General features: G+C 38.7%; 18 protein-coding genes and 1 tRNA gene. 1 reads left to right on the top strand and 18 read right to left on the bottom strand.

The window, feature by feature from the left end; translation table 11 throughout:
* The 13 genes from AB1349_02545 to AB1349_02485 all read right to left on the bottom strand — a co-directional run.
* Positions 1-197 (bottom strand): hypothetical protein (locus AB1349_02545; protein ID MEW6556214.1); only part of this gene is annotated, 197 nt, incomplete at its 3' end.
* Positions 194-4,579, bottom strand: coding sequence for a hypothetical protein (locus AB1349_02540; protein ID MEW6556213.1), 4,386 nt, complete (start codon positions 4,577-4,579; stop codon positions 194-196). The genes AB1349_02540 and AB1349_02545, both read right to left, overlap by 4 nt.
* Before the next feature lie 113 nt (positions 4,580-4,692).
* Positions 4,693-4,765 (bottom strand) — tRNA-Lys (locus AB1349_02535).
* A 15-nt stretch (positions 4,766-4,780) separates the two neighbouring features.
* A complete protein-coding gene (nadA, locus tag AB1349_02530) occupies positions 4,781-5,695 on the bottom strand; it encodes a quinolinate synthase NadA (GenBank protein MEW6556212.1) in 915 nt (304 codons plus the stop codon).
* 112 nt (positions 5,696-5,807) lie between these two features.
* On the bottom strand, positions 5,808-6,953 hold the full coding sequence (locus AB1349_02525; GenBank protein MEW6556211.1) for an HD domain-containing phosphohydrolase: 1,146 nt from the start codon (positions 6,951-6,953) through the stop codon (positions 5,808-5,810).
* 109 nt (positions 6,954-7,062) lie between these two features.
* Positions 7,063-8,880: an ATPase, T2SS/T4P/T4SS family gene (locus AB1349_02520; GenBank protein ID MEW6556210.1), complete on the bottom strand. Its 1,818-nt coding sequence runs from the start codon at positions 8,878-8,880 to the stop codon at positions 7,063-7,065.
* A gap of 78 nt (positions 8,881-8,958) precedes the next feature.
* Positions 8,959-9,909 (bottom strand): hypothetical protein, encoded by a 951-nt coding sequence (locus AB1349_02515; GenBank protein ID MEW6556209.1) that lies wholly within the window; start codon positions 9,907-9,909, stop codon positions 8,959-8,961.
* The gene (locus AB1349_02510; GenBank protein MEW6556208.1) at positions 9,909-10,304 is read right to left on the bottom strand and encodes a DUF192 domain-containing protein; all 396 of its coding nucleotides are present in this window, start codon (positions 10,302-10,304) and stop codon (positions 9,909-9,911) included. The genes AB1349_02515 and AB1349_02510 overlap by 1 nt, the downstream gene beginning before the upstream one ends.
* The gene (locus tag AB1349_02505) at positions 10,301-11,641 is read right to left on the bottom strand and encodes a lamin tail domain-containing protein (protein ID MEW6556207.1); all 1,341 of its coding nucleotides are present in this window, start codon (positions 11,639-11,641) and stop codon (positions 10,301-10,303) included. The genes AB1349_02510 and AB1349_02505 overlap by 4 nt, the downstream gene beginning before the upstream one ends.
* Positions 11,638-12,450, bottom strand: a complete 813-nt coding sequence (locus AB1349_02500) for a hypothetical protein (GenBank protein MEW6556206.1) — start codon at positions 12,448-12,450, stop codon at positions 11,638-11,640. Before AB1349_02500 ends, AB1349_02505 begins: the two co-directional genes overlap by 4 nt.
* A gap of 112 nt (positions 12,451-12,562) precedes the next feature.
* Positions 12,563-13,663 (bottom strand): hypothetical protein, encoded by a 1,101-nt coding sequence (locus tag AB1349_02495; GenBank protein ID MEW6556205.1) that lies wholly within the window; start codon positions 13,661-13,663, stop codon positions 12,563-12,565.
* A 97-nt stretch (positions 13,664-13,760) separates the two neighbouring features.
* Positions 13,761-14,636, bottom strand: a complete 876-nt coding sequence (locus AB1349_02490; GenBank protein MEW6556204.1) for a type II secretion system F family protein — start codon at positions 14,634-14,636, stop codon at positions 13,761-13,763.
* Between the two features lie 90 nt (positions 14,637-14,726).
* Complete coding sequence (locus tag AB1349_02485; protein MEW6556203.1) at positions 14,727-15,602, bottom strand: type II secretion system F family protein; 876 nt, start codon at positions 15,600-15,602, stop codon at positions 14,727-14,729.
* Positions 15,603-15,688: 86 nt separating this feature from the next.
* Between AB1349_02485 and AB1349_02480 the strand changes: the two genes are divergently transcribed.
* Complete coding sequence (locus AB1349_02480) at positions 15,689-15,952, top strand: hypothetical protein (GenBank protein MEW6556202.1); 264 nt, start codon at positions 15,689-15,691, stop codon at positions 15,950-15,952.
* A gap of 176 nt (positions 15,953-16,128) precedes the next feature.
* Here the strand turns inward: AB1349_02480 and AB1349_02475 are convergent, their stop codons facing one another.
* The 5 genes from AB1349_02475 to AB1349_02455 all read right to left on the bottom strand — a co-directional run bounded on the left by AB1349_02475 (position 16,129) and on the right by AB1349_02455 (position 24,540).
* Positions 16,129-17,067: a PorV/PorQ family protein gene (locus tag AB1349_02475; GenBank protein MEW6556201.1), complete on the bottom strand. Its 939-nt coding sequence runs from the start codon at positions 17,065-17,067 to the stop codon at positions 16,129-16,131.
* Positions 17,064-17,309 carry a four helix bundle protein gene (locus AB1349_02470; GenBank protein MEW6556200.1) on the bottom strand — a complete coding sequence of 82 codons (246 nt, stop codon included), beginning with the start codon at positions 17,307-17,309 and terminating at the stop codon, positions 17,064-17,066. Before AB1349_02470 ends, AB1349_02475 begins: the two co-directional genes overlap by 4 nt.
* 26 nt (positions 17,310-17,335) lie before the next feature.
* The gene (locus AB1349_02465) at positions 17,336-21,691 is read right to left on the bottom strand and encodes a T9SS type A sorting domain-containing protein (GenBank protein ID MEW6556199.1); all 4,356 of its coding nucleotides are present in this window, start codon (positions 21,689-21,691) and stop codon (positions 17,336-17,338) included.
* 120 nt (positions 21,692-21,811) lie between these two features.
* Positions 21,812-22,246, bottom strand: coding sequence for a hypothetical protein (locus AB1349_02460; protein MEW6556198.1), 435 nt, complete (start codon positions 22,244-22,246; stop codon positions 21,812-21,814).
* A 155-nt stretch (positions 22,247-22,401) separates the two neighbouring features.
* The gene (locus AB1349_02455; protein MEW6556197.1) at positions 22,402-24,540 is read right to left on the bottom strand and encodes an ATPase, T2SS/T4P/T4SS family; all 2,139 of its coding nucleotides are present in this window, start codon (positions 24,538-24,540) and stop codon (positions 22,402-22,404) included.
* Positions 24,541-24,669: the final 129 nt, after the last annotated feature.

Here is a 24,669-nt window from a genome sequence, read left to right as displayed (position 1 = left end):
AACCCTGCTGGATTATAAAATATCGCATTAGTATCATCCGCGATTGCGGTAAATGCATTATTTAGTGCAAAAGCTCGTGCAGTCCCCACACCTCTGCCGACCAGTTCAAAATCAGCATAGAGGCAGGTAGGAAGATAGAAAGATAGAAAGATGGAAAGATGGAAAGTATAACCCAACCATCTATTGTAATTATTCATCTTGCGACCACCACGGTGCCGTTGAATACTTTCTGGCTTGTTTGGATTTGGTAGATATACACGCCACTGGGCGCTTTTTCACCATCAGCATAATTCCCATCCCAGAGTAGCGAATTATCAGTACTGCCGATTTTCAGGTCACTAACAAACGCACCTGTAATATCGTATATTTTACCTGTTACACTTAATTTTTCAGGATTCTCAAAAAAGAATTCTATTATATTCCATTTATCGTCGTTATTTGGTGTAAAAATTTTAGGTGGTACAATTTGCAAACTCCCAAACGATGTTGTTCGCTGTGCCTGTGCAAGTTTGTACTTACTCAAATGTGTAATATGGATACTTACTTTCTGTAGTGTAGTATCTACAGTACCGCCTATTTGTGTCCATGCGACACTGTTATGCCAGTATAATGCAAGTTGGTTTTTTGCGGTTGCTGTTGAGATATTTAATTTTGCCAATTTATCAGGTGTATAATAAAATGCTAATTCTACAGGTTCTGGGAATACAAAATTGTCTATCGGCTCATTTGTTTCTGCTTTTATTGCTCTGAACTCATACACATATATGTCTGTAGTGTTTTCTTCATATTCTTTTCTATCTATATCTATTATGATATCTTCGTTATATTGATTTTCGGCTTTGATTAAAATTTTACTAACTGCTTGAGGTATATTCAACTCAACTACTGAATTATTCTGCTCATCTGTTTCCAACATCACAAAATCGTTGCCTGCCAAAGTATTGATAATAATAGCGTTCTCGCTTTCAACACCTGCGGCAATAACTGTTCGGAGCAAATAATACATCAAGCCTGAGTTTATTTGTGTATCTGTCCAGTTCAAAGTATTTTTATCAACCATTGTTTGTTTAACCCACGGACCTGATAATGCTCTTGCTGAATAGATATTGTAGCCAATTATGTCATCACAATTAGTTCCATCTATATTTTTGGTAACAGAACTCCATGTGATCGTAAAACTACCGTTATTATTCAGGGTACCTTTTACTCCGGCAGGTGCTAAAGGCAGCCGTGCAAACGATATTGTGCTTGTTTCATTAGAATAACTGCTTTCATGTCCTGTTAAATCTAATGCAGTAACAACATAATAATACTTTCCGACGCCTGTGAGGACATCGTCATATTGATTATTACTAACATTTTTTATAATTATTGAGTAAGGTCCGCCTGGGTTTTTAGCCCGATACACATTATAGCCTGAAATATCTATTTCAGGATTGGCTTGCCAGTTTAGTATGATTCGGTAATTCCCGGCAACTGCTACAAGCGTTTGTGGTGCGGATGGTACAAAATCGGTCGCACTCGCAGATGCTGTATTAGAAATTGATGAAGTATTAGGTATATCATCTTGTGTTTTGAGTGCAAACCAGTAAGTAGTTCCGGGTACTAAACCAGTAATTGTATAATAGCGAGTAGTGAGTGGAATGACAGAGGAGGTAGAAAGGTAGATAGGTAGAAATGTAGAAAGGTTAGGGTCGGAAGCGGAATATCTGATTTCAAACTTGCCATTTGTTATTGTCCCAACGGTACCATCATCACCGGGTGCAGTCCAGCGGAGAATAATTTCACCTTCGTTTGGCCCACCTAATGCAGTTAAATCGGTTGTTTGTGCAGGTTGGATATTATCTATCTGTGGCTGGCAGGTGGTTGATTTCTGGTCTACCTCACCGTTCACATTATTTCTATCATCGTAGAGCCGAACCCAGAAAACATATGTTAAATTAGGGACCAGCCCTGTCATTATTCTACTTTGTTTTTCCATTGCTTGTGTAGTAGTTGACCAGTAAGTAGAATAATGTCTAGAATTATACCAAGGCATAGTAATATGAGTAGAATAGATAACCTGATACTGACCATAAACTGTGTTGACGGTTCCATCGTCGCCTGTCGCGGTCCATGTAAGCAGCACTTCACCTTCTTTTGTGCCTGGTTGTGATTTCAAAGTAGTAATTTTTGCAGGTGCTGTAAAATCCACCTGTGCATTTCTGTATGCGCCTGTATTTACACCACTCACATCCGCAGACGAGTTCCAAACTGAAGTATTATTTGCTTCGTCAGTTGTCTTTATTGCAAACCAGTATGACGTGCCACCTGTCAATCCTGTCAGTGTTCGCGTATGGAGAACAAGTGCTGTTGGATAGGATGTAGATATTAGAAGTTCATTTGGTGCAATTTCAAAATTAGTTCTTTTAATTATTGCTGTTGGCGAGTATTTGATTATGTATTGTCCATTACTAATCCCATAAAGTGTGCCATCATCCCCCGGCGCAGTCCATTTCAGAATAATCTCGCCTTCGTTAGGTCCTGTAAGCGCTGTTAAATCACTGATAGCAGCAGGCAGTATAGTATCTCTATATGTGAACTGGCTTTGTCCGGTAGTAGATACCTCAGTATTACCTGCGGTATCTTGGGCACGCGAGACCACCAGATATGAAGCGCTATGTAGCAGATTAACAGTTGTAAGCCCTGTATACTGCCAGTATTGCCATTGACAGGTGCTGGAAACAGTCAGCCAGGTTTCAGAATAACTCCAGCCACCACCAGTCCAGTATTGTGAATTATCTACTCGCTGGATTGTAATTTGGACATTGGCGATACCAACATTATCGGATGCAGTGCCTGAAATTACGGATAATGAACTGATTTCTGAACCATTTGCTGGGTAGACAACTACAGAACCTGGCAGGGTATTATCATATGTAAATGTAGCGGTTGAGTATGCGGTAGACCAGTTATCAAATGAATCTTTTGATTTTGCTACGATGGTATAAGACGAGCCGCTAACCCAATCAGGTGCAGTATATGTCCACGAGGATGGATGAAGTGTGCAAGGCAACCATACTGCTGATGATACCCATGTAGCACCGTTCCAATATGTTGAAGGTTTAGCCAGGTTCCGAATTGTTATTTGAACATCTGATACACTGATATTATCATTAGCGGTTCCGGAAATAGTGGTTAAGTTGTTAGTGATTAAGTTATTAGTAGGATATGTTATTTTTACGGTTGGAAGTGTCGCATCTTTCGCACGAGCATATGCAGAAGTATTGACTGTTGGCACATCCGCTGATGAGTTCCATACAGACCAGTTGCCTGCTTTATCGCTTGTCTTAATTGCAAACCAATATGTAGTAGCCGGGATAAGCCCGGTAATGAGATATGAGATAGTGAATAGCGGGTTGATGTTAGTAGTATCTATACTTACTGTATAAGTTGGGTTTGGTGGATTGTCATAATTTGTATTCGTAATAATCCCGATTGAACTGTATTTTATCTCCCATCTACCATTTATTATTTGCCCTGTGTTTTCATCATCGCCTGGTGCAGTCCAACTCAATTTTATTGCGCCGTCAGGGAGCACACCTGAGATTGAAGTTGTCAAATCTGAAATACCTGCTGGTTTTTTATTATCAAACCCGAACTTGGCAACACTGCCGGTATGAAGTATTGTTGAAGTAGAGCTGGTAACACCATTGATATCCTCGCTCCAGACACGCCACCAATATGTCCCATTATCTGTCAAACCAGGCAATTGATAGTTTGTTGTTCCTTCTGGTATAAATGCGGAAGTATAGTTTAGAAATACTATAGACCAGTCAGGGTTATCAGCGGTAGTTACAGACGAGACCTGTAGATGAAACTTTAAATTACCCGCTGCAGAACCTGATTGTGTAAACGAGGTAATTATCACTGCTGAATTTGTCCATTGCATTGTTGTAATTTCGCTACTGGTTGTAAACTGGCTAAGTACAGACGGCGTGCTTGGGATACCAAAATAGAGATCGTCAAAATAACTTGTCGTTAGCGCTGGGTTCATCCTGATATATGCATTCACACCAACATTTGCGACACCTTGCGGGATTTGGGTTGACATATTCAGGAATTGCCATTGTGTAGAGTTTTTGGTAGTAGTTGTAGAATTAGAGACATCCGGTGCAACATTGTAGAACCCACCGCCACCTGAACACAAGCCCAAGCCAGTATGAATATCAGTAATAGAATTATTCCAAACCCAACCGGCAAGATTGTATCTGACATTTGGTGTAACTGCGACATTTTGATACAATCCGTAGTTGTCACTGATAGCAGGTTCTGTAGTTACAAAAAGCGAATAACCACCTGCATGTCTTGTTGAGGTCTCAGCACCATATGCATTTGTCTCTGATGCTAACCATTCCGGGCTAACAACCCAATTGCTTACAGCTGCTTCAAACCCTGGATTTGTTAAAAGATTGCCCGCATAAACGACAGAGAATAGCAAATAGCAAATAGCAAATAGTAGTGTGGCCTTAAGGGCACATCTACCTAACTGGAATAAATTCAACATTACATTTTTAATTTTTAATTTGTAATTTTTCATTTTCTATTCAATTTAGCTCTGTAGCCTACCCCTTAAGGGGTAGGCTTAAATGTACGAGGAATTTCAATACAATCACGCCAAGCACGCCAAGGGCGTGAAACTACAATATTTATTGGGCTGTACAGGAGTCGGACCTGTAACCTTGTCCTTAAGAGGGACCTGCTCTACCGGTTGAGCTAACAGCCCGGGATACTACAAATTCTAAACTCTAAACTCTAAACTCTTTTTGAGCATTCTGTCTATTGTTAAGAATGCTTTTTCTCTGATTTGTTCAGGCACTTCTATTTCAGGTTGCTCGTTATCAAGTGCACTATAAAGCGATTCAATGTTATTGTATTTCATATTCTGACAGAACATTGTGGGGGCTGCGGGAATAAAATTCTTATCTGGATTCTCTTTTTTGAGCCGATGCAGAATACCTGTTTCAGTACCAATAATAAAATGTTTTGCCAGGTTAGTTTTTACATAATTTATTATTCCACTGGTTGATGCAACCTTATCTGCAAGTTCTAAAATATCCGCAGTGCATTCCGGATGTGCAACAAATTTAGCATCAGGATACTGGTTTTTTAGTCCAACAACATCTTCTTTTTTGAGATTCTCGTGTATTGGGCAGAAGCCATTGTAGATTATCATCTTCTTAGTGGTCTGTTTAGCAACATAATTACCGAGATTTCGGTCGGGCAGAAACACCACTTTTTCCGTGTTGACACTATTGACAACATCTACTGCATTACTGGATGTACAGCATATATCACATTCTGCTTTGACATCTGCGGAAGTATTTATATAACAGACAAATGTAGCATTCGGATGTTGCTGACGCAGTTTTTGGACATCTTCTGTGCTAACCATATTGGCAAGCGGGCAGCCGCTTCTTAAATCAGGCAGAATCACTGTTTTCATTGGTGATAATATCTTGGCGGTTTCAGCCATAAAATGAACACCACAAAATACAATAATTTTTGCGTTTGTAGCGGCTGCGGTTCGTGATAATTCTAGCGAATCACCAACGAAATCAGCGATATCCTGAATCTCCGGTAGTTGATAATTATGTGATAGGATTACCGCTTTTTTTTCTACTTTAAGCCGATTGATTTCTTCAATTAAATCCATAAAAAAAATCAGGTTAAAGGTATAAATGACAGGTTAAAATTAAAGGTTAAAATTAAAATTACAGCAGAACATTTTAACCTTTAACCTTTAACCTTTAACCTTTAACCTGCTTTTATTCACTGATTTTCAAATAGATATCCGCTATGACGGGGTCATATTTGATATCTTTTTGTGTTTCTATATTCTGTCTGATTTTGGCGTCTGATATCCCAGCGAGATGCATATCTTCAACTGATTCTACAAGCGAAATGATACGGCTACCGAGTGGGATTTCGTCTTTCTTGAGCCCTTCTGGAAAACCGGAACCATCATAGTTCAGGTGATGATATTTTATTAAATCTGCAGAATTCTTCAGCAGATTTATATTTTTTATCATCTCGTAGCCATTGACAGGATGGAGTTTATCAGTGCGGTGTTCTACAATAGAATACTCAGGTTGAATTATGAAGCCGACATCGTGCAGGATTGCTGCGTAATAGATATCTTTATACTGTGAACCTTCTATTTTAAGTTCTCGGGCAATTGCGGTAGAGATTTGTGCCACTTTGAATGAATGTCCTGAAAACCGTCGGTCTTTTGATTCAAACGCATTTATGAGTATTTCAAAAACATTCGCAAAAAAATTCTGCTGGTCTGATATATTTCTTGCATTCACAATAGCGACTGCAGCGAAATTAGCCAGCCCTATCAGTATTGATTTATCCGTTTCTGTAAAAGGCGAACCATCAATTTTATTAAGCACCTCTGCGATACCGACGAGTTCAGTATTGACAATCAGCGGTACACATAGTATTGATTTTGTTACAAACCCGCTTTCTGAATCAATTTTGCCGGTGAATCGCGTATCTTTTGCTACATCCTGCACAATAAGTGGCTCACAATGCTGGGCAACCCAGCCTGCAATACCTTCGCCAACGGGCACTTTTAATTTTGTCAGTATCGCACCTTTATCGCCACTGGCTATTTTGAAATACAGATTTTTTTTGTCATCATCTAACAGCATAATAGAAGATGCCATTGTATTTGTAAATTTTTCTGCAGCTGCACCTATTTTCTTGAGTATCGCATCAACATCTGATGTAGACGCGATTGTTTTGGCTATTTCAAAAAAGTCAGTATACTCGGAATCTTTCATAGAAACCGCAGCTGGTTCCGGTTTTTTCTCTACAAGCGGTTCAATTTTGGTATCCGCAGTTATTCCACAGCGGGGACATTTATCAGACCTGAATATGAACCCGCATTTAGGGCATTTGGGCATTTTAACATCAGTGATTAAGTGATTAAGTGATTAGGTGATTAAGTGATGGATTGCTCTCGCAATGACATTACTAACCACTAACCACTTATCCACTTGTTTATCACTGCCTCTATGTGGCGGCTGCCATTATTTCTTCATATGTTGTAATTCCCATTGTAACCTTTACAAGCCCATCTTCAACCAGTGTTCGCATCCCGTGTTTTTTTGCCATATCTCTGATAGGCCCGACTGATACCTCTTTTATACAGAACCGACGCAACTCATCGTCCATTTTTAATAGTTCGTGGATTGCGGTTCTACCTTTCATACCTCGAGAGCCGCATTTGGGACAGCCACCTTGATGTGGTTTCATAAATGTCGCATTTGAATAATCAATTTTATGGTCATCCAGTGCTTTCTTTAAATCATCAGGTGGACTCGGCTCAGGTTCTTTACAATTTTTGCAGAGTGTCCCGATAAGCCGCTGCGCAAGAATCGCCTCAACAGTATTCGCAGTAAGATATGTATGAACACCCATTTCTGATAGACGCGAAATTGCTGATGGTGCATCATTTGTATGGAGTGTTGACAGCACCAAATGCCCGGTCATTGCGGCTTCCATCGCTATCTGTGCAGTTTCCTGGTCGCGGATTTCGCCAACCATAATTACATCAGGATCCTGTCGTAAGAATGCGCGCAGCGCCATTGCGAAATCAAACACCTTATCGCCCATTTTTAAGTCAGGGTTGACCGGCACCTGCATAACGCCATCAAGATTGTATTCAACTGGGTTTTCAGCAGTCAGTATTTTTTCTGCCGGATCTTTTACAGCGGCAAGTGCAGCGGATAGCGTGTATGATTTCCCACTGCCTGTGGGACCGCAAACAAGTATCAGCCCGTAAGGCACTTCAAGCGCTGCCAGAAATTTCTCCATTGTATCCGGCAAGAAACCAAGTTGTTCCAGTTTTGCAGACGAGCCGGAGCGGTCAAGGATTCGCATTACTGCGCTTTCACCGTAAACAGTCGGCACTATATTCACACGGAATTCTAACGGCTTACCTTTGGCTTTTACCTGAATTCTGCCATCCTGTGGGATGCGTCGTTCTGTAAGGTTCATAGAACCAGTCATAATTTTTATTTTCGCGATAAGTGCCTGCTTGAACGATAAAGGTATCTTAAACGATGCACGCCGTAATAGACCATCCACGCGGAATCTTACAAGCAGCCGTTTCTCAAACGGCTCAATATGTATATCAGACGCTTTCAGCCGGATTGCTTCCAGAATTATCGCATTCACTAATTTTTCAACTTCAGGCGCTGAAGTATCTACCTGCATAATATCGGTTGCCTCTTCCATACCCTTATCAACCTGGACTTCGTCGCCAGTTTCTAAGCCTGCTAAAAGTTCTGCGGTAAGTTCTTTGGCATCCTCGCCGAGGTCTGCGGCAGAAACAGATTCTACTTTTTCGCTTTCTTCTTCAACTTCAGGTATTGCAACTGCTTCTTCAACCCCATAGACTTTATCAAGCACATTTTTTATATCTTCAGGCAGTGCTAAATAGGGCTGAACCTGGAAACCGGTTCTCAAGTTTATATCTTCAATTGCGAACAAATCACGTGGTTCTGCCATTGCGACAAACAGGATATTTTCTTCTTTTGCAAACGGGACTGCATTATATCTTTTTGCGGATTGTTTCGGTATAATTTTAACAACATCCGGGTCTATATCCATCACTGATAAATCAATCGCTTTAACCGCCCATTCAGATGATAGCAGTTTCAGCACCTGCCCTTTGTCAACCAGTTTCAAATCTACAACTGCCTGCTGAAAAAGCACACCACTCTTTTTTAACTCTGCATCAGTTTGTGATAGTTGTTCTTCGGTTAGAATCTTTTTATCTACCAAAATCTCTTTACATGATTTTTTCTTGCCAATTACCTGTGCCATAAATAGAATCAATTAAAAATGTAAAATGTAAAATGTAAAATTGTGGTAGAAAGCATTTTTAATTTTTAATTGCCTCTCTCAGTATGGTGTTTTTTCTATTGGTGTACCTTCTTTAACAATTGTTGGTGTTATGAATATAACAACGGTTGTTTTTATATCATTAAAATACTTATGTGAAAACAGATGTCCTAAAACAGGTATATCCGATAGAAGCGGTATTCCCATGGTTATTTCTTCTTTAAAATTTTTCTCTAAACCTGCGAGTGCGAGCGTTTCGCCATCTCGCAAAATTACTGACGAGGATGCTTTCCGTGTAATTATTGCAGGCAGGTCTATACCGGAAACTGTTACACCGCGTGTTTCGTCTAAATCAGACACATCTGTAAAGATAGAAAGCCCTATCTGGTTATTATCAAGCACTGTCGGAACGAGATTAACACGGGTGCCGTATTCTTTCCATTCTATATCCACACCACCATCCTGCGTCATCACAGCATATGGCACTTCACCACCGACGGTGAATGAGGCATTTGTTTCTGATTTTGCAATCAGTTTAGGTTTTGCTAATAATCGTGCGGCACCTTTACCAATCAACAGTCTTATATCCGCAGAAAGCGATGTCCAGCGTGCAAATTCACCAACTTTAAAAAGCGCCGGGATATCCGGTAGTGTAGCAGGCACTCGTCCTTCTTCAGTATGTGCCACTTCGCCTACCCGAACAGTATCAACCCATTTTACACCAAGCAATCTTGCCTGTTCATTTTTTATCTCAACTACTTCAACTGCAATATGGACAAGTTTATCTTTCTTTTTATTGATTTCATTAAGTGCAGATAAATCGTCAGACGATGATTCGTCAGTAATTGTTTTTACAACTGTTGGTGTGCCTTCGCAGTAAAGACATTGAATAAGTGGATAAGTGGATAAGTGAATAGTAAATACAAACCACTTAACCACATAGCCACTTAACCACCTGAAGTTTACTAACCACTTAATCACATAATCACATAACCACCTTTTTGTATTCACTATTCCTCCATAATTTTTAGTTTATCGGTGACTGAAACTATGTTTTTAGAATGCTGTGCTTGAATTTCTAAAACCGAATCCGCAGTCCTTACAGGCAGACATATCTGCCATGGTTTTATATTATACAGAATTTTTACCGTTTTGTAAATAGTTTTGTTCTGCGTCTGTTCCGTGTTATGTTCCGTGTCTGTTCTGCGTTCCGTTCTCAAGAAAACTGCATCTATCGGGAACTTCATAAAAAACATATGGATACAGTTACAGTTTTTTATCAGAAGCCCTTCAGTTAGTTCTATATTCTGCTTGCCTAAAAGCCCTTTTAATCGTTCTGAAAACTTTTCAGCAATTTTCAAGTTATCAATAACAATTCTGTTTTTTGTCAGATTGTATAGTTTCATTTTTTTAATGTTTTTTTTGCTTTAGCTAATGCGTTTTTTGCTCGTTCGTGGTTGGGTGCATATTTCAGACACATTTCCCAGAGTTCAATCGCTTTTGATATATATCCTGCCGAGTATTCTTTCAAGCCGTTATTATAGTACTCTTCTGCTTTTTCAATATCCTTTTTGGCAGAGGTTGGTTGAGAGATAACAGGTGTTGTAGAAGGTTTTTTGACTTTTGCTGGTTTAGGTTGGGTGGGGTGTGGTTGGGCTTGTGGTTTTTCAACTACTGGTGGAGGTGGTGAAAGTGGTATATTTTTTTCAGGTGGGATTAGGGCGCTTATTTTTTCATACCATTGTTTGATTTCAGCATTTTCAGGTGTTAGTATCAAAATTTTTTTCAGGTTTGTAGCAGCCGATTTATAATCGTTATTAAGATAATACAATACTGCCTCGCCATAAAACTGGTCGCGACCGACCAAATTCTTTTTTTCAAGATCTTCTTTAATTTTTTTTGGGATTCCCTGTAATTCATTTTTAGCAGAATTGTTTTTAGGGTCTAGTTCTCCAATTTTTTTTAACTTTTCTATACAATCAAAAATTTTATTATCACGCCAGTCTGCTTTTGCATCCCTGTATAACGACTCGCATTCTAATTCTTTTTCCTGTTTTATTTGATGTATTTTGGAACCGGATGGATGTCGGGCGATAGCAGAATCGGAATAGACAGTTGATTCAGGCATCTGTGGAATTGATGCAGAGTTTTGAGGTGTTCGTTTTTTGGTTGCGACAAAATCATTCTTATTATCGTCAGTATCAACCCCATAATTTTGTCTTGCTAAACTTACACCATCATTTTCTACAGGTGCATTTTCACACTCTATTGCGTTTATTCCATAGCCGATTTTATCAATTTCCTGCCCATTATAATCAATTATACGGATTGAGCCCTCTTCAGTAAGCAATCCCCAGGGATAATCTCTTGTTAAATCCGCTTTACAACCTGAATAATTAGGTTCTGTATTTGCGATAAGATAAAAACTATAAGCAGCGATTTTTGTATCCGAAGGTATTACTGCTTTGGATACCCAGTTTTGTTTTTCACCGGTACCTTTATACTGAATCCGCCATTCTGAAATATCTATTGTTTTGCCAGTAGGGTTATAGAGTTCTATAAATTCATCTTTAGGCGAATGTGTACTGCCTGTTGCCAGTTCAGATATAACGATATGGTCTGCCCAAACGCCGTAAATGTAATTAAAAATTAAAAATATAAAATGAAAAATGAATGCTAAAAACAATCCATAATTTTTAACTTTTAATTTTAGCGTAGCGTCATTTTTAATTGCTTTTCTCATTCTTTCCTTATTGCTGATTTTGCTTTTTCTATATTTACTCTTGCTTTCTCGTGTGCAGGGTTATACTTCAGACATACTTTCCATAATTCAATCGCTTCCGAGAGATGCCCTGCGGCGTATTCTTTCAAGCCCTGGTTATAGAATTCGTCTGCTTTTTCATAATCAATTTTAATTACTTCCGGCTCTTTGCGTACAGTTTTTTTTCTAACCTGGGCTTTAGCAGGTGTGCTTTTTATATCATTGATTTCTTCAAGATAGAATGTTGCCAGGATATGTCTTGGTGTAAGTTTTATTATCGCTTGAAATTTTTCTGCTGATTCATCGTATTTTTCAGCATTAAACAGTTCTATACCTTCTTCAAGCAGTTTTTTTATTTTCGCTTCTTTATCCTGTTGTTTTTTAAGTTGATATTCCTGTGCGAGTAACTCTTTTGTCTTGTTCAAAAATTTCTTTACTTCATCATTTCCGGGTGTGATTGCCAGACATTTGCCCCACTCGTTGATAGCAGCTGTCAAATCATCATTTATAAAATACAGTATACTCTGATTGTAATATACATCTTCGCTTTTGTATAAAATCTTTTCATCAAGTTTATATTTAAGTTCTGTATAAATATCCGACAATCGTAATTGTGCTTTTTTATGTTCAGGTTCTATTTCAAGTATTTTTTTGTACTTCTCAACTGCGGATAGTATTTTTTTCTTTTTCTTGAATCGTTCTGCACTTCTATAAAGATTCTTTATCTCTTTTTTTATAGAATTGGTTTTTTGAACCTGTTGAGATTCGTCTGATTCGTCGTAAATAGCCACATTTTCGTCAGACCACAGATAAACACAGATGAAAACACAGATTACGCAGATAAAAATCAGCGTTATAGTTCTGTGTCTGTTCTGCGTAATGTTTTGTGTCTGTTTCGCGTTTCTAATAAAACACGATAATAATACCGATAACTTCATTTGTGGTTTCTTCTTGAACAGTTGTAACTGCGGCAGAAGTTTTCAAACTGACAAGTTCTGTTTTCATTATCTGGTTGGGTTTTGTTAGCGAGGCAGAAAGCATTTCCATCAGTTCAGCATTTTTGTTAATTTCTAAGATATGTCTGCCTATATTATCATCGGCAGTTGTAGAAAGTATTGCACATGCTGGTGTATTTATGTAGATGATTTTATTATCCTGGTCTAAGAATATAACACCTTTTGTAAAATATCTGCCGATAGATTGCAAAAAATGGTAGAATCTTAGCTGTGTATATGAAAGTTTCTCCTTATAGGTAGCATAATTAGTTCTGACTGTTTCCATCATTCGGGCTAGTGTATTTGCTAATGCACCGATTTCATCCTTCCTTTTGCCTGTATTCTTTAACACTGTTTCATCAAACTTTTCAGTCGCAATCGCTTCTGAAAGCGCTGTTAATCCGGTAATACCTTTGCCAACATTAAACGAGACAGCATAAACACCGACTGCGACAAGTGCCAGCATCAGAATTATTACTAAAACTGCCCGCTCACTGTAAGCATCCATGATATGTCCTATAGTTTGTGATGCAAAATCTATTCGCAGAAATGCTACTTTTTTCATATTTACAAATATCGGCATTGAAAAAACATATATCTCACCGCCAACACCGGGATATGTCTGGACAAGGAAATCGTTTGATGTAACAATTTTGACTGATATAGGGTCACCTTGCATAATTTTACCTATTTCTGCTTTTTCAGTATGAATTTGGACTTTCATTTCCGGGTCTAAAATAGCCGACTGTATAACATCCGGTAGTTTTTTTATCCTGTCAATATATGCAAGAAGTTGCAGGTCATCTTTGGCTTCTTTCGCATCACCACAGGCATATGCATAACTCTGGACAATTGTTTTAGCATTCGCAAAAAACTGTTCCATCAAGACATCTTTCTGATAGAAATACATAATTGTACCGAGTATAACAACCAGCACAAAGAAGAATGCCAGTTGTGCAACTACTAATTTCAGCACAATACCGATTTTAGGATGTAATGTTTTATCCATCTTACTTCAGGTTAAAGGGATAAATCAAAAGTTAAAATTAAAGGTATAAATTAAAATAAAAGCCCAAAATTTTAACCTTTAACCTTTAACCTGCCTTTTATTTAAAGGCGCCGCCAAAATACTGCAGGGCGATAGGACCGAACAGCATTAAAAATATTGATGGTAACACAAAAAATATCAATGGAAAAAGCATTTTTATAGGTGCCTGTTGTGCCAGTTTTTCGGCAAGTTGAAACCTTTTTATTCGCATCTGTTCTGATTGAACTCGCAATACAGGACCCAGCGAAGAACCTAACTGTTCCGCTTGAATAAGCGCGGTAATCACGGTTGAAAAATTAGGTTCCTGCACTCGCGATATCATATCTTTCATTGCATTCATTCGGGACTGTCCCAATCGGATACCCTGCTGCATAATTATCAGTTCTTCTATCAATGGTGATTTTTCAGATTTAGAAATTACTTTACCTAACGCAGCGGTAAAATCAATCCCTGCTTCCATTGATAATGTAACCAAATCCAGCACATCCGGCAGTATTCTGACTATTAAACGGTGTCTTTTTTTAATCATATCGGACAGGAACAATTTCGGCAGCAACCCGCCAACAGATAGAGCAACAAGCATAACGATAATTTCGGTTTTTTTAATGAACATCAACTCCATCATCAAAACACCTAAAGCGCATATAATCGTGAATGCGATAAAACCATCAGGTGTTATATTTGCTGGATTACCCGCCATATCCAACTGTTTTTTTATCACACGCCGTTGATTGTTAATCCAAGTCCATTTTATTTTAGATATCTGTTTTACAGTAGTTTCTATAACAGCGTTTGAGAATTTGGTAAGCAGCCGGCTGGTTTCTTTTTTCTGCCCAAACCGTTTACTTAAATCAACAATCTCGCTTTTAGGCCAGAAATAAAGTACCGCTAAAAAAACAAATCCACCAATAAATAATGAGATGATGTAAGCCATAATAAAATCAATTAAAAATGCAAAATGTAAAATGTAAAATTGTGGTAGAAAGCATTTTTAATTTTTAATTTTGAATTTTTAATTGCCTTTTTATATATCTATAGTTACAATTTTTTTTATGAATAAGCCGCCGATAGAAATCATCATAAGGACAACAAGCAATATGAGGTATCCGTAAACAGTTGTGAACATCGGTATCATAATTTCCGGGCTTATCAGATATATAAAGAATGCCATCACAAATGGTAGCAGCGCTGTGATAAGCCCTGATAGTTTACCTTGTGCGGTTAACGCATCTATTTTACCCTGCATCTCGTTTCGTTTCCGCATGGTTTCCGAGAGTGTTGTAAGCGCTTCTGACATATTCCCGCCGGTTTCTCGGGCGATATTGATTGCAGTCATTGCGATACGCATTTCTTTGGATTTTTTGAGCCGCTGTGCAATATTGTTCAATGCCTGCTCCATAGAGATACCTAATTTCAACTCCTGCGTTACCGTCTGAAACTCTTCTGATAATGGTGGTTGACCTTGCTGTGCAATTACTTCTAATCCCTGTGCAAATGACAACCCACTACGCAATGAATTAGAGATTAGAACCAGCCCATCTGATAGTTGTTTATCTATGAGTGCCATTCGTCTGGTTTCAGCGCGTTTCAGTATAATTATAGGCAGAAAAAAACCAAAAATAGCGAATAAAATTGTAAAAAATAGATTATTTGTAGAAACATAGCCAACAAACAAAAAAATTGCTAAAGAAATCAGTCGGAATTTTTGTGCTTGGCGGGATTTAGGATTCTCTGCGAATTGTGCAAAAAGCTGTTTTATTGACGGTACTTTTTTAACTTGGTCGCCGGCAAAAGTACTTGCTTCTTTAATTTCTGCACCTGATAGAAGTCGTATAACAATCAAAACGAAAAACCCAAAAACACACGCAACAATCAGAAATGTAAGAATAACTATTAACATACAAATAAATGGCTATTTAACTTGCTTTTTTTTCCACTTGACAAAATTCATATTTTTTGTTATAATTATTTTCAGGAGGTAATGTTATGCCAAATGTTAATGTAAAAAGACTTTTACAGGAATTGGTCGTCCCTGAATTACAAGAGATTAAAGCCGATATCCGAGAAATAAAAGTAGAAATCAGACGGCTGGATGAAAAGATTGATTCAGGATTAGCACGGTTGGATGTTGAAATGCACTCTGATTTCAAACGACTGGATGAAAAGATTGAAATCAATCTTGAATTCCGCGACCGCTTTGCTGCACTTGAAGCTAAAGTTGCTGCATTAACCGCTGCCAGTTCACGATAATTTTTCATCTTTTTTCTTTTAACTACTGAATACACTGAACTCACTGAATTTTTATTTGACATGATTAACAGGATTTTATTCTTTTATCCTGTAAATTCTGTCAGAGTTTTCTTTTACCGACTGAAGTCAGGTATAAATTTTTACTCCCCACTTTAGTGGGCTTGTTTGTTTGTGTTTCAGAATTCAAAACCTATAGAAACTTTATGAATATTGCCGAGTTCACCAAAATATGTAAATGCGTAATCCAGGTTCACGTCTATTTTTTTCATATTTTCTTCAATATAACTTTGCTGATAGAATGTTTTAAGCCCGAGCCCGCCGGATATACCTGAAAATGTACCGGCAGCCTTTAGATCCTCATACCCACACCGCAGATTTACATTCGGGGTTATCCAGTACTCTGCACCTGCTTTAAATTTTATATCAGAATAAATCGGTTTTTCTATTTCAACAGATGTTTCTATTGGTATGTTATTGAATATATAATCTGTATAATTTGTCCCTAACCGGATTGTTGATGGCAGTTTCTGATTATCTATTTCAGGACCGAAATTCTGGAATGAAAGACCAAGCGAGAGATTGTTAGATTTATAAAGTACTCCAACATCAGCACAGAAGCCATCGCTTGTAACCTCATCATAATTCTGATGAACCTGTTTTATAGAGAGACCGGCTGTCAAATTATTTCTGATATTTCTTGCCCAGGAAAGTGTAAAACCAAAATTACTGCTGGATGCGGTTTCGCCAGTCGCACCTGAATCGTCGTTATATACTTCCAGACCTGTAAGCCCGAGATACAGGACAGCTAATCCGACTACATTTTCGCCTTTTTTGCCGATAGGTTTCGCAAACGCCAGCCCTGCTAATTTTATATTCTGAATATATGAAGAATACGCAGTTAGAAGTTGTGGTTTTGCAAGAGTTCCCAGCCCTGACGGATTAGAATATATAGAGTCAACTTTACCGCTATAAGCTACATCAGCACCACCAATTGCAGAAGCAGTAGCAGCTGGGTTTATCCGCAAAAATTCAGCAGTCGGTTCTGTAGCATAAAGGCAATGAAAAATGAAAAATGAAAAATGAAAAATGAAAATCCAAAATCTAAAATGTTTCATTTTCGGCCTTTTAATGTTAAAATACTACTCGCTAAAAAATTGGTAAAATCTTTTCTGGAACTTGATGCTTGTGCTTCAATATAATTTGCTCCAATACTTGTTCCACTCCGTAATAATTGTTTGCCAATTACATCGCAAGTTCTATCTTTAGGCAGATTATCTATAAACTTTATCAATTTTAGAATATACTGATAAATCCGTTCTTTGAACTCTTTTTTGAATTTTGCTTTGTCATTTTCCATTTTTATTTTTTAATTTTAATTTTTATTCATCTTGCCACCATTATTGTTTTGAGTTTGCTTTTATCGTGCCCGATTTCAACTTTATAGAAATACAATCCATTACCGACATCCGATAAGTTCCACTCATATGGTGAGGTATCAACATTTTCATCTTTGATTAAATTACCAGCAATACTGAATATTTTTATATTTGCTTTTTCACCAGTTGAGTATTGAAACGCAATTTTTATGCTATTAGATTTTGCCGGGTTTGGACAGGCATAAACGGTATCGTTAAATGTGTTTGATTTCTCAACACTAAATTTGTATGTTTCAGTCCAATGTTTACTGTTTTTAGCGACAAGTTGTAAATTAACTTTATACTCGCCAGTCACGGTTAACGGCGGGACATTTATTCCAAAAGTTTTGCCGTTGACTACAGGTGTGGTTTTTATTTGTCTGCCAAGCGGGTCAGTTAAAGCAATTGCTGATTTTGAGGTATCTACGATAACATCTTTATCTACGACTGAAACAACAACAGATGAGACACCGGCAGAGACGGTTTTATTTTTAGGTGGTGAATAAGTGCCAACCACAATGTTCCCTGTTCCTGTGGCTGTTGTGCCGGTTTCTTCTTCAGCATTAGCAGGCGGTTCTTCACGCATTATTGTAATATTACCCCACATCGGCTGGGTATTTCCGTAGGCATCAGTTGCAATTCCGCCGTAATCACTTATAGCCGAGATTGTATATGTGTAAATACTGTCAGGCAATAATTCTTCATCGTCAGTTCTACCATCCCATGATTCTTCCCAACTGCCCGCAGCACGGTAGAAACCGAGTGTTGCAAGTGGTGTATATCCATCAGATGGCGCAGGAATCCCAGAACTATCATACACACCCGTAAATGTCACCCCTTTTTGATACACATTGATTGTAACATATGCGGCACCGGTAAGAGTGTACTTGAATGTTTTCTCACCAATATAATCAACAATAGGGTTTGCTGAAAATTCTGTTAATTTCAGTGTTCGCATTATTGTGATATTGCCCCAGATAGGGTGGTCATTCCCGTATGCATCAGTTGCGATACGTTTGTAATCATTCACTGCAGATATAGAATATGTATAGATACCATTAGCGAGTGGTACACCATTCTCATCGTAACCATTCCAGCCTTCTTCATAGTTACCTGCGGCACGGTAGTATTTTATCGTTTTATACAGTTTAGCGCCTGCTGATGGAATGGCTTCTCCATATGTATCGCTATTGGGATTAGTATCTATTCCTGTGAATGTCGCACCACCTTGATAAACTTTTATAGTAACATTAGCAGCGCCTGTGAGCCGGTATGAAAACGCATCTTCTTGATTCTCATAATTAGTGATTGTATTTGCTTGAAGTTTCATTATCCTTAAAATATCTACAGGGATTGAGAGCCACCTGGTTCCACGGCGACCTGTTCTGGGCATCGGGTCGCTAGGATCGCTGACTGGCGGGTCTGTATCCGTCGGGTCAAATACTACCCAGTGTTTATCATATGCATCTATAACAACTATATAAACATCGTTATCTACGATATTACCATTATCATCCCTGCAATCCCATTCATCAGTATTCCACCAGGATGAGTCACCCATCTGTTGGCTTCTTGGTGTTTTATGGATTATAGTTCTGATTGGATTTTTATTTATTGCGGCTGGAAAACCAAAATATGTATATGAAGAATTATGCACGGCGGAATAACTTGGAGTAGTTGAACTCGGATAGATTTTCATTGTGACATATGAATCATCGAAAAGTTGATACTTAAAAAACCAGCCGGGCCCCATCCCGAGTTGCTCTTCTTCTTCCGAATTATCAGTGTAGGAGCCCCTTTTCAAATCATGAATGTACGGACTTAAATGCTGGTCGGCTGGTGAAGGATTGGTACCTGTCCATGTCGGTCCCCAATTCGGCGTCCAAGTTTGCCCGCCGTCAAAACTGACCTGAACGCAATACCTGAAATCACCAAGCCGGTCGCCGATATAATGTCTCGCTTCCGTTTGAGTTGTCTCGGCAAACGGTTCCCAGTTGTTTGACGATAAAAGAGTGCCGGAAGAATACCAAAATTTATATATTGGCGTAATATTATTAACTGATTCTTCGGCCTTGATTGTAATGACATTGCTGGCTGTCTTCGGGTCAAAAACTAAACTTTCAACTTGGACAGATTTACCTGTAGAAATTGTAGACTGCGCTGGTGTCATTATTGCGACACTCCCCCACATTTGCTGAATGCTACCAGATGCATCGGTCAAGATTCCCTTATACTCGCTAACTCCAGAGATTGTATATGTGTATATGCCATTGGGCAGTGGGGTGCCATTATCGTCAAAACCATTCCAACTTTCTTCATAGCTACCGGCAGCACGGTAGAATTTCAGTGTTTTTAACGGTGTAAAACCTGCCGAAGGTATCGGCTCACCGTAAGTTGCACTGGTGGAACTGGTATCAACGCCTGTAAATGTTACACTACTTTGATAAACCTTGATAGTAACTTTTGCAGTACCACTCAAAGTGTATTTGAATATATTTTCATCAACATAATCGCTCACCTGGTTAGCTGAAAACTCTGTCAACTTTACGCTTCTTGTAATGGTAACATTGCCCCACATCGGCTGAACGTTTCCGTAGGCATCTGTCAGTATCCCGCTGTAATCACTGACCGCAGAAATTGTATATGTGTATATGCCATTAGGCAGTGGAGTACCATTATCATCAAAACCATTCCAACTTTCTTCATAGCTACCGGCAGCACGGTAAAATTTCAGTGTTTTTAATGGTGTGAAACCTGCCGAAGGTATCGGCTCACCGTAAGTAGCACTGGTAGAATTGGTATCAACACCTGTAAATGTTACACTACTTTGATAAACCTTGATAGTAACTTTTGCAGTACCACTCAAAGTGTATTTGAATATATTTTCATCAACATAATCGCTCACCTGGTTAGCTGAAAACTCTGTCAATTTCAGTGTTCGCATTATTGTGATATTGCCCCAGATAGGGTGGTCGTTCCCGTATTCATCAGTTGCGATACGTTTGTAATCATTTACTGCAGAGATAGAATATGTATAGATACCATTAGCAAGCGGAAGCCCATTATCATCGTAACCATTCCAGCCCTCTTCATAGTTACCGGCAGCACGGTAGTATTTTATCGTTTTAACCAGTGTAGCGCCTGCTGATGGAATGGCTTCTCCATATGTATCGCTATTGGGATTAGTATCTATTCCTGTGAATGTCGCACCACCTTGATAAACTTTTATAGTAACATTAGCAGCGCCTGTGAGCCGGTATGAAAATGCGTTTGATTGATTAGCATAATCTGATATTGTATTACTTTGAAGTTTCATTATCCTTAAAATATCTACAGGAATAGAGCCCCACCAGTGACCTCTTCTACCGCGTGTAGTTGTAGAGATAGTAACAGTAGCAGGTCCTGGAGATTCCGCGGCATTATCCGTAGGGTCAAATGTGATATAGTGCCTGTTATACGCATCTATTGAAACAATATAAATCCCATTATTTACTATTGTGCCGGAATCATCCCTGCAATCCCATTCGTCGGTATTCCACCATGATGAGTCAATCAATTCCATACTTCGTGGTGTTTTATGGATTATCGTTCTTATTGGTGCTGAAGATATTACAAGTGGATATCCAAAGTATGTTGTTGAACTAACCTGTGTACAGGGTGGATAGATTCTTATTGTTACATATGAATCATCAAAAAGTTGATACTTAAAAAACCAGCCGGGACCCATCCCAAGTTGTTGCTCTTCTTCTTCATTTTCCATACCATAACTACCCCGTTTCAAATCGTGGATATATGGACTTAAAACTACCTGTCCGGGTGCGGTAGATGTATTACCAGTCCAGGTATCGTCAGGTGTCCAATCCCCAATAATTGTTTCGGTATCAGTTACTATATCAAACCGATGTTGAGCAAAATACCTGAAATCACCAAGCCGGTTGCCAATATAATGTCTGACTTCTGTCTGTGTGGTTTCAGGAAGTACCTCCCAGTAGTTTCTTGATGCAAGTGTACCTGAAGAATACCAAACTCTATATACAATTATTACATCTGTATTTTCTGCTGGTGGCACTTCAGGATGGATTGTAATCACATTGCTGTATGTTTCGGGCTCGTAGACGATATCTTCTATTTCAGCAGCAGAGAGGCAGGTTAAAGGTAAAAGGTTAAAATTAAAGGTTAAAATTAAAATTAAAATCAAGATAGAACGAATTTTTTTGAACATCTGTTCTGCAATAATTCGGGCTATTTGGTTTTGTGGTAATTTCTGTACCAGTTTGATTATTTGCAAGGCAAATTTATATGTTCGTTCTTTTAGGTCTTGCATATTTTAACCATAAAGTCAGGTTAAAGGTTTAAATGACAGGTTAAAATTAAAATAAAATCCAGAATTTTACCCTTTAACCTTAAACCTTTAACCTCTTATTTATACCTTTTATTTTAACCTTTAACCTGCCTCTTTATGTTTATACAGAATAAAATCACGCACCTGTATTGTATCGCCGGGTCTGCCGTAGACGGTTATCTGCTCGCTTATATAATTACCTTGCGGATAAACACTCGGTGCTGACGAACCTGATGCTTCTAATGTGTATGCTTCTGCTAATGGGTCGCCTTTGAATGTCCTGACTGCTTTGATAGTTAGCGTATATTTTCCATTAGGATCGGTTGTATCAGAGCCGGAATATCCGAGTGCGATAACTCTGGCGTTTGAAAGTGCGCCTAAAACTCTAATTTTGCCGTCAGATGTTTCTGTCCCGTAATACACCTTCCCAACAAATTCTACTGTATCTTCAAATGGACTGCGTTCGCAGCCGGCAAAAAAGACAGGAAGTAGGAAGTAGGAAGTAGGAAGTAGGAAAAGGTAAAAAATTTTTTTCATAGTTTCCCTTTAACTATTTTAACAAAAAAATTATAATTGTCAATTGAAAATCACAAATAACACATCACGAATATCATCACGAATGTTCCCGAATAAGTATTCGGTTGTATTCGGGTTGGTATTCGGGAGATATTCGGGAGTTGTTATTCGCGATATTATCTGAATATCCCCATATCAAATGTAAGCCCGTGTGATTTTACTTCACTGATGAATGATGGGATAACACCTGTTGTGTTGAACTCGCCAAGCACACGACCTGTAGTATCAATTTCTGTTTGTTTATACACAAAAATATCAGCAAGCGTAATTGTATCCCGTTCGGTTCCTGTTATTTCAGTGATATGTGTAATTTTTCGTGTTCCGTCGGCAAATCTTGCTATCTGAACAATTACATTGATTGCAGATGCAACCTGGCTTCTGATTGCTGAGGTTGGTAAATCCATTCCCGCCATTAATACAAGTGTTTCTAACCGTGACAGACAGTCCCGTGGGGAGTTCGCGTGGATAGTCGTTAACGAGCCATCGTGCCCGGTATTCATTGCCTGAAGCATATCTAACGCCTCGCCACCACGGCATTCACCAACAACGATTCTATCAGGTCGCATACGGAGCGCATTTATCACAAGCCGTCTGATAGTTATCTCGCCTGCACCTTCAATATTAGGCGGTCTGGATTCAAGCCGAACCCAGTGTTCCTGTGGAAGTTGTAATTCAGCCGCATCTTCAATTGTTACAATCCGTTCTGTTGATGGAATAAAACTGGAAAAAATATTCAGCAGTGTTGTTTTGCCACTACCGGTACCGCCGGATATAATTATATTTTTTCTTAACTGAACACAGATTCTCAAAAACTCAATCATTTCCGGCGTAAGTGAACCAAAATTTAATAAATCTTTGAATGTGAGCCGTTCTTTAGAAAACTTGCGAATTGTAAGGCAGGGTCCTACAAGTGATAATGGCGGAATAGTGGCATTCACACGGGAGCCGTCTTTCAGCCGTGCATCTACAAGTGGTGAGGATTCATCAATTCGTCTGCCTAATGGTGTAACAATTCGTTCTATCACATTCATCAGTTGCTGGTCTGTTGTAAATTTTTTAGTGGTCAAAAATATCTTGCCTGCACGTTCTACATAGATTCTATCCCGACCGTTGACCATTACTTCTGTGATTGTCGGGTCTCTCAAAAAATCTTCAAGTGGACCTAAACCTAACGCCTGGTCTAAAACCTCCATCACAAGCCGAACCCTGTCAACTCGTGCGGTAAGTTTTTCGCCTTCTGTATTGAGGATTCGTTCTATTGCTTCCTGAACAATCTGTCTGGTTTCTATCTGTTTCTGTTTATCACCGCTCGGTGCGAGTTCAATCCTTCGTTCTTTCATTTCTTCAACAAGTTTGTTATAAACCCGCATTTTGACTTCTTCTGATGGTGGCAGAAGTGCAGAAGTGGTAGTTTTTGTAATTTCTATTTCTTTTTCTTTGCGGGTCAGTCGGTGTTCTTTTCGCGCCTGTTCCATCGCAATTTTTAACCCGACAAATAACCCAGCACCTTGTTCGGCAGAATTGGTTTCTTCAACAATAGTACTGACTATTGAAAATACACCTTTAGAAAAACCAGACCGGCTTGATGCTGTCACAGCAGGAACCCCTCGGTTTATAGAAAGCACTGCGGTATCCGGGTCAAACGGGATAAGCCATGTCGGGCGCTGTTTGAGATACTCGGTGATTTGGTCAACACTTAACCCACCAGCGATATCTGCTTTGTTTAATACAATTTTTAACATCTGTGTTGGATAGTGATTTATCAAAAACTGTTGCCAGACTTTTTTGGTATGATAGAGTGCTGCAAGTTCAGGTGTAGTAACCAGAACAACTATATCAACATTGTCTAAAATTGCGATTTGTAACTCTGTAAAACTACGGCCTATATTAACTATTACATAGTCATAGACGGTCGCAAAAAAATTGATTGTTTTTTCAGCATAACGCGGCAGTATTTTTGTAGCATCGGTTGATTCAGCAACCGCAGCCAGGAAATCAATCCCGGAAGAATGTTCTACCACATAGCCCTTCAGCATCTGGGCAGATAGTTTATCAATAACAGGCAACAAATCCAGCAGTGATTTCGTCTGTGGAACAGCCAACAGTAGTGCAATCTCGCCTGCCATTGCAAAATTAAAATCAACCAGTGCAACCCGTTTTTTTGTCTGTGATTTTAACGCAATCGCAACATTTATCGCAACCAGTGTCTGTCCAACACCGCCTTTAGAACCCATCACAGCAATTACTTTGCCCATAAAATCAATTAAAAATTAAAAATTAAAAATTAAATACCTTTGGATGTTTTAACTATTTTGCCAAGTATCTTTTTAAATTTAATAACATCTAATGCAAATTTATAAGTTCTTTTATCAATATCAATTTTT

It is taken from the genome of Elusimicrobiota bacterium (genome assembly GCA_040757695.1).
GTDB lineage: Bacteria > Elusimicrobiota > UBA8919 > UBA8919 > UBA8919 > JBFLWK01.
The sequence above is the reverse complement of the archived record's forward strand: the minus strand, read 5'-3'. Positions and strand labels throughout refer to the sequence as shown.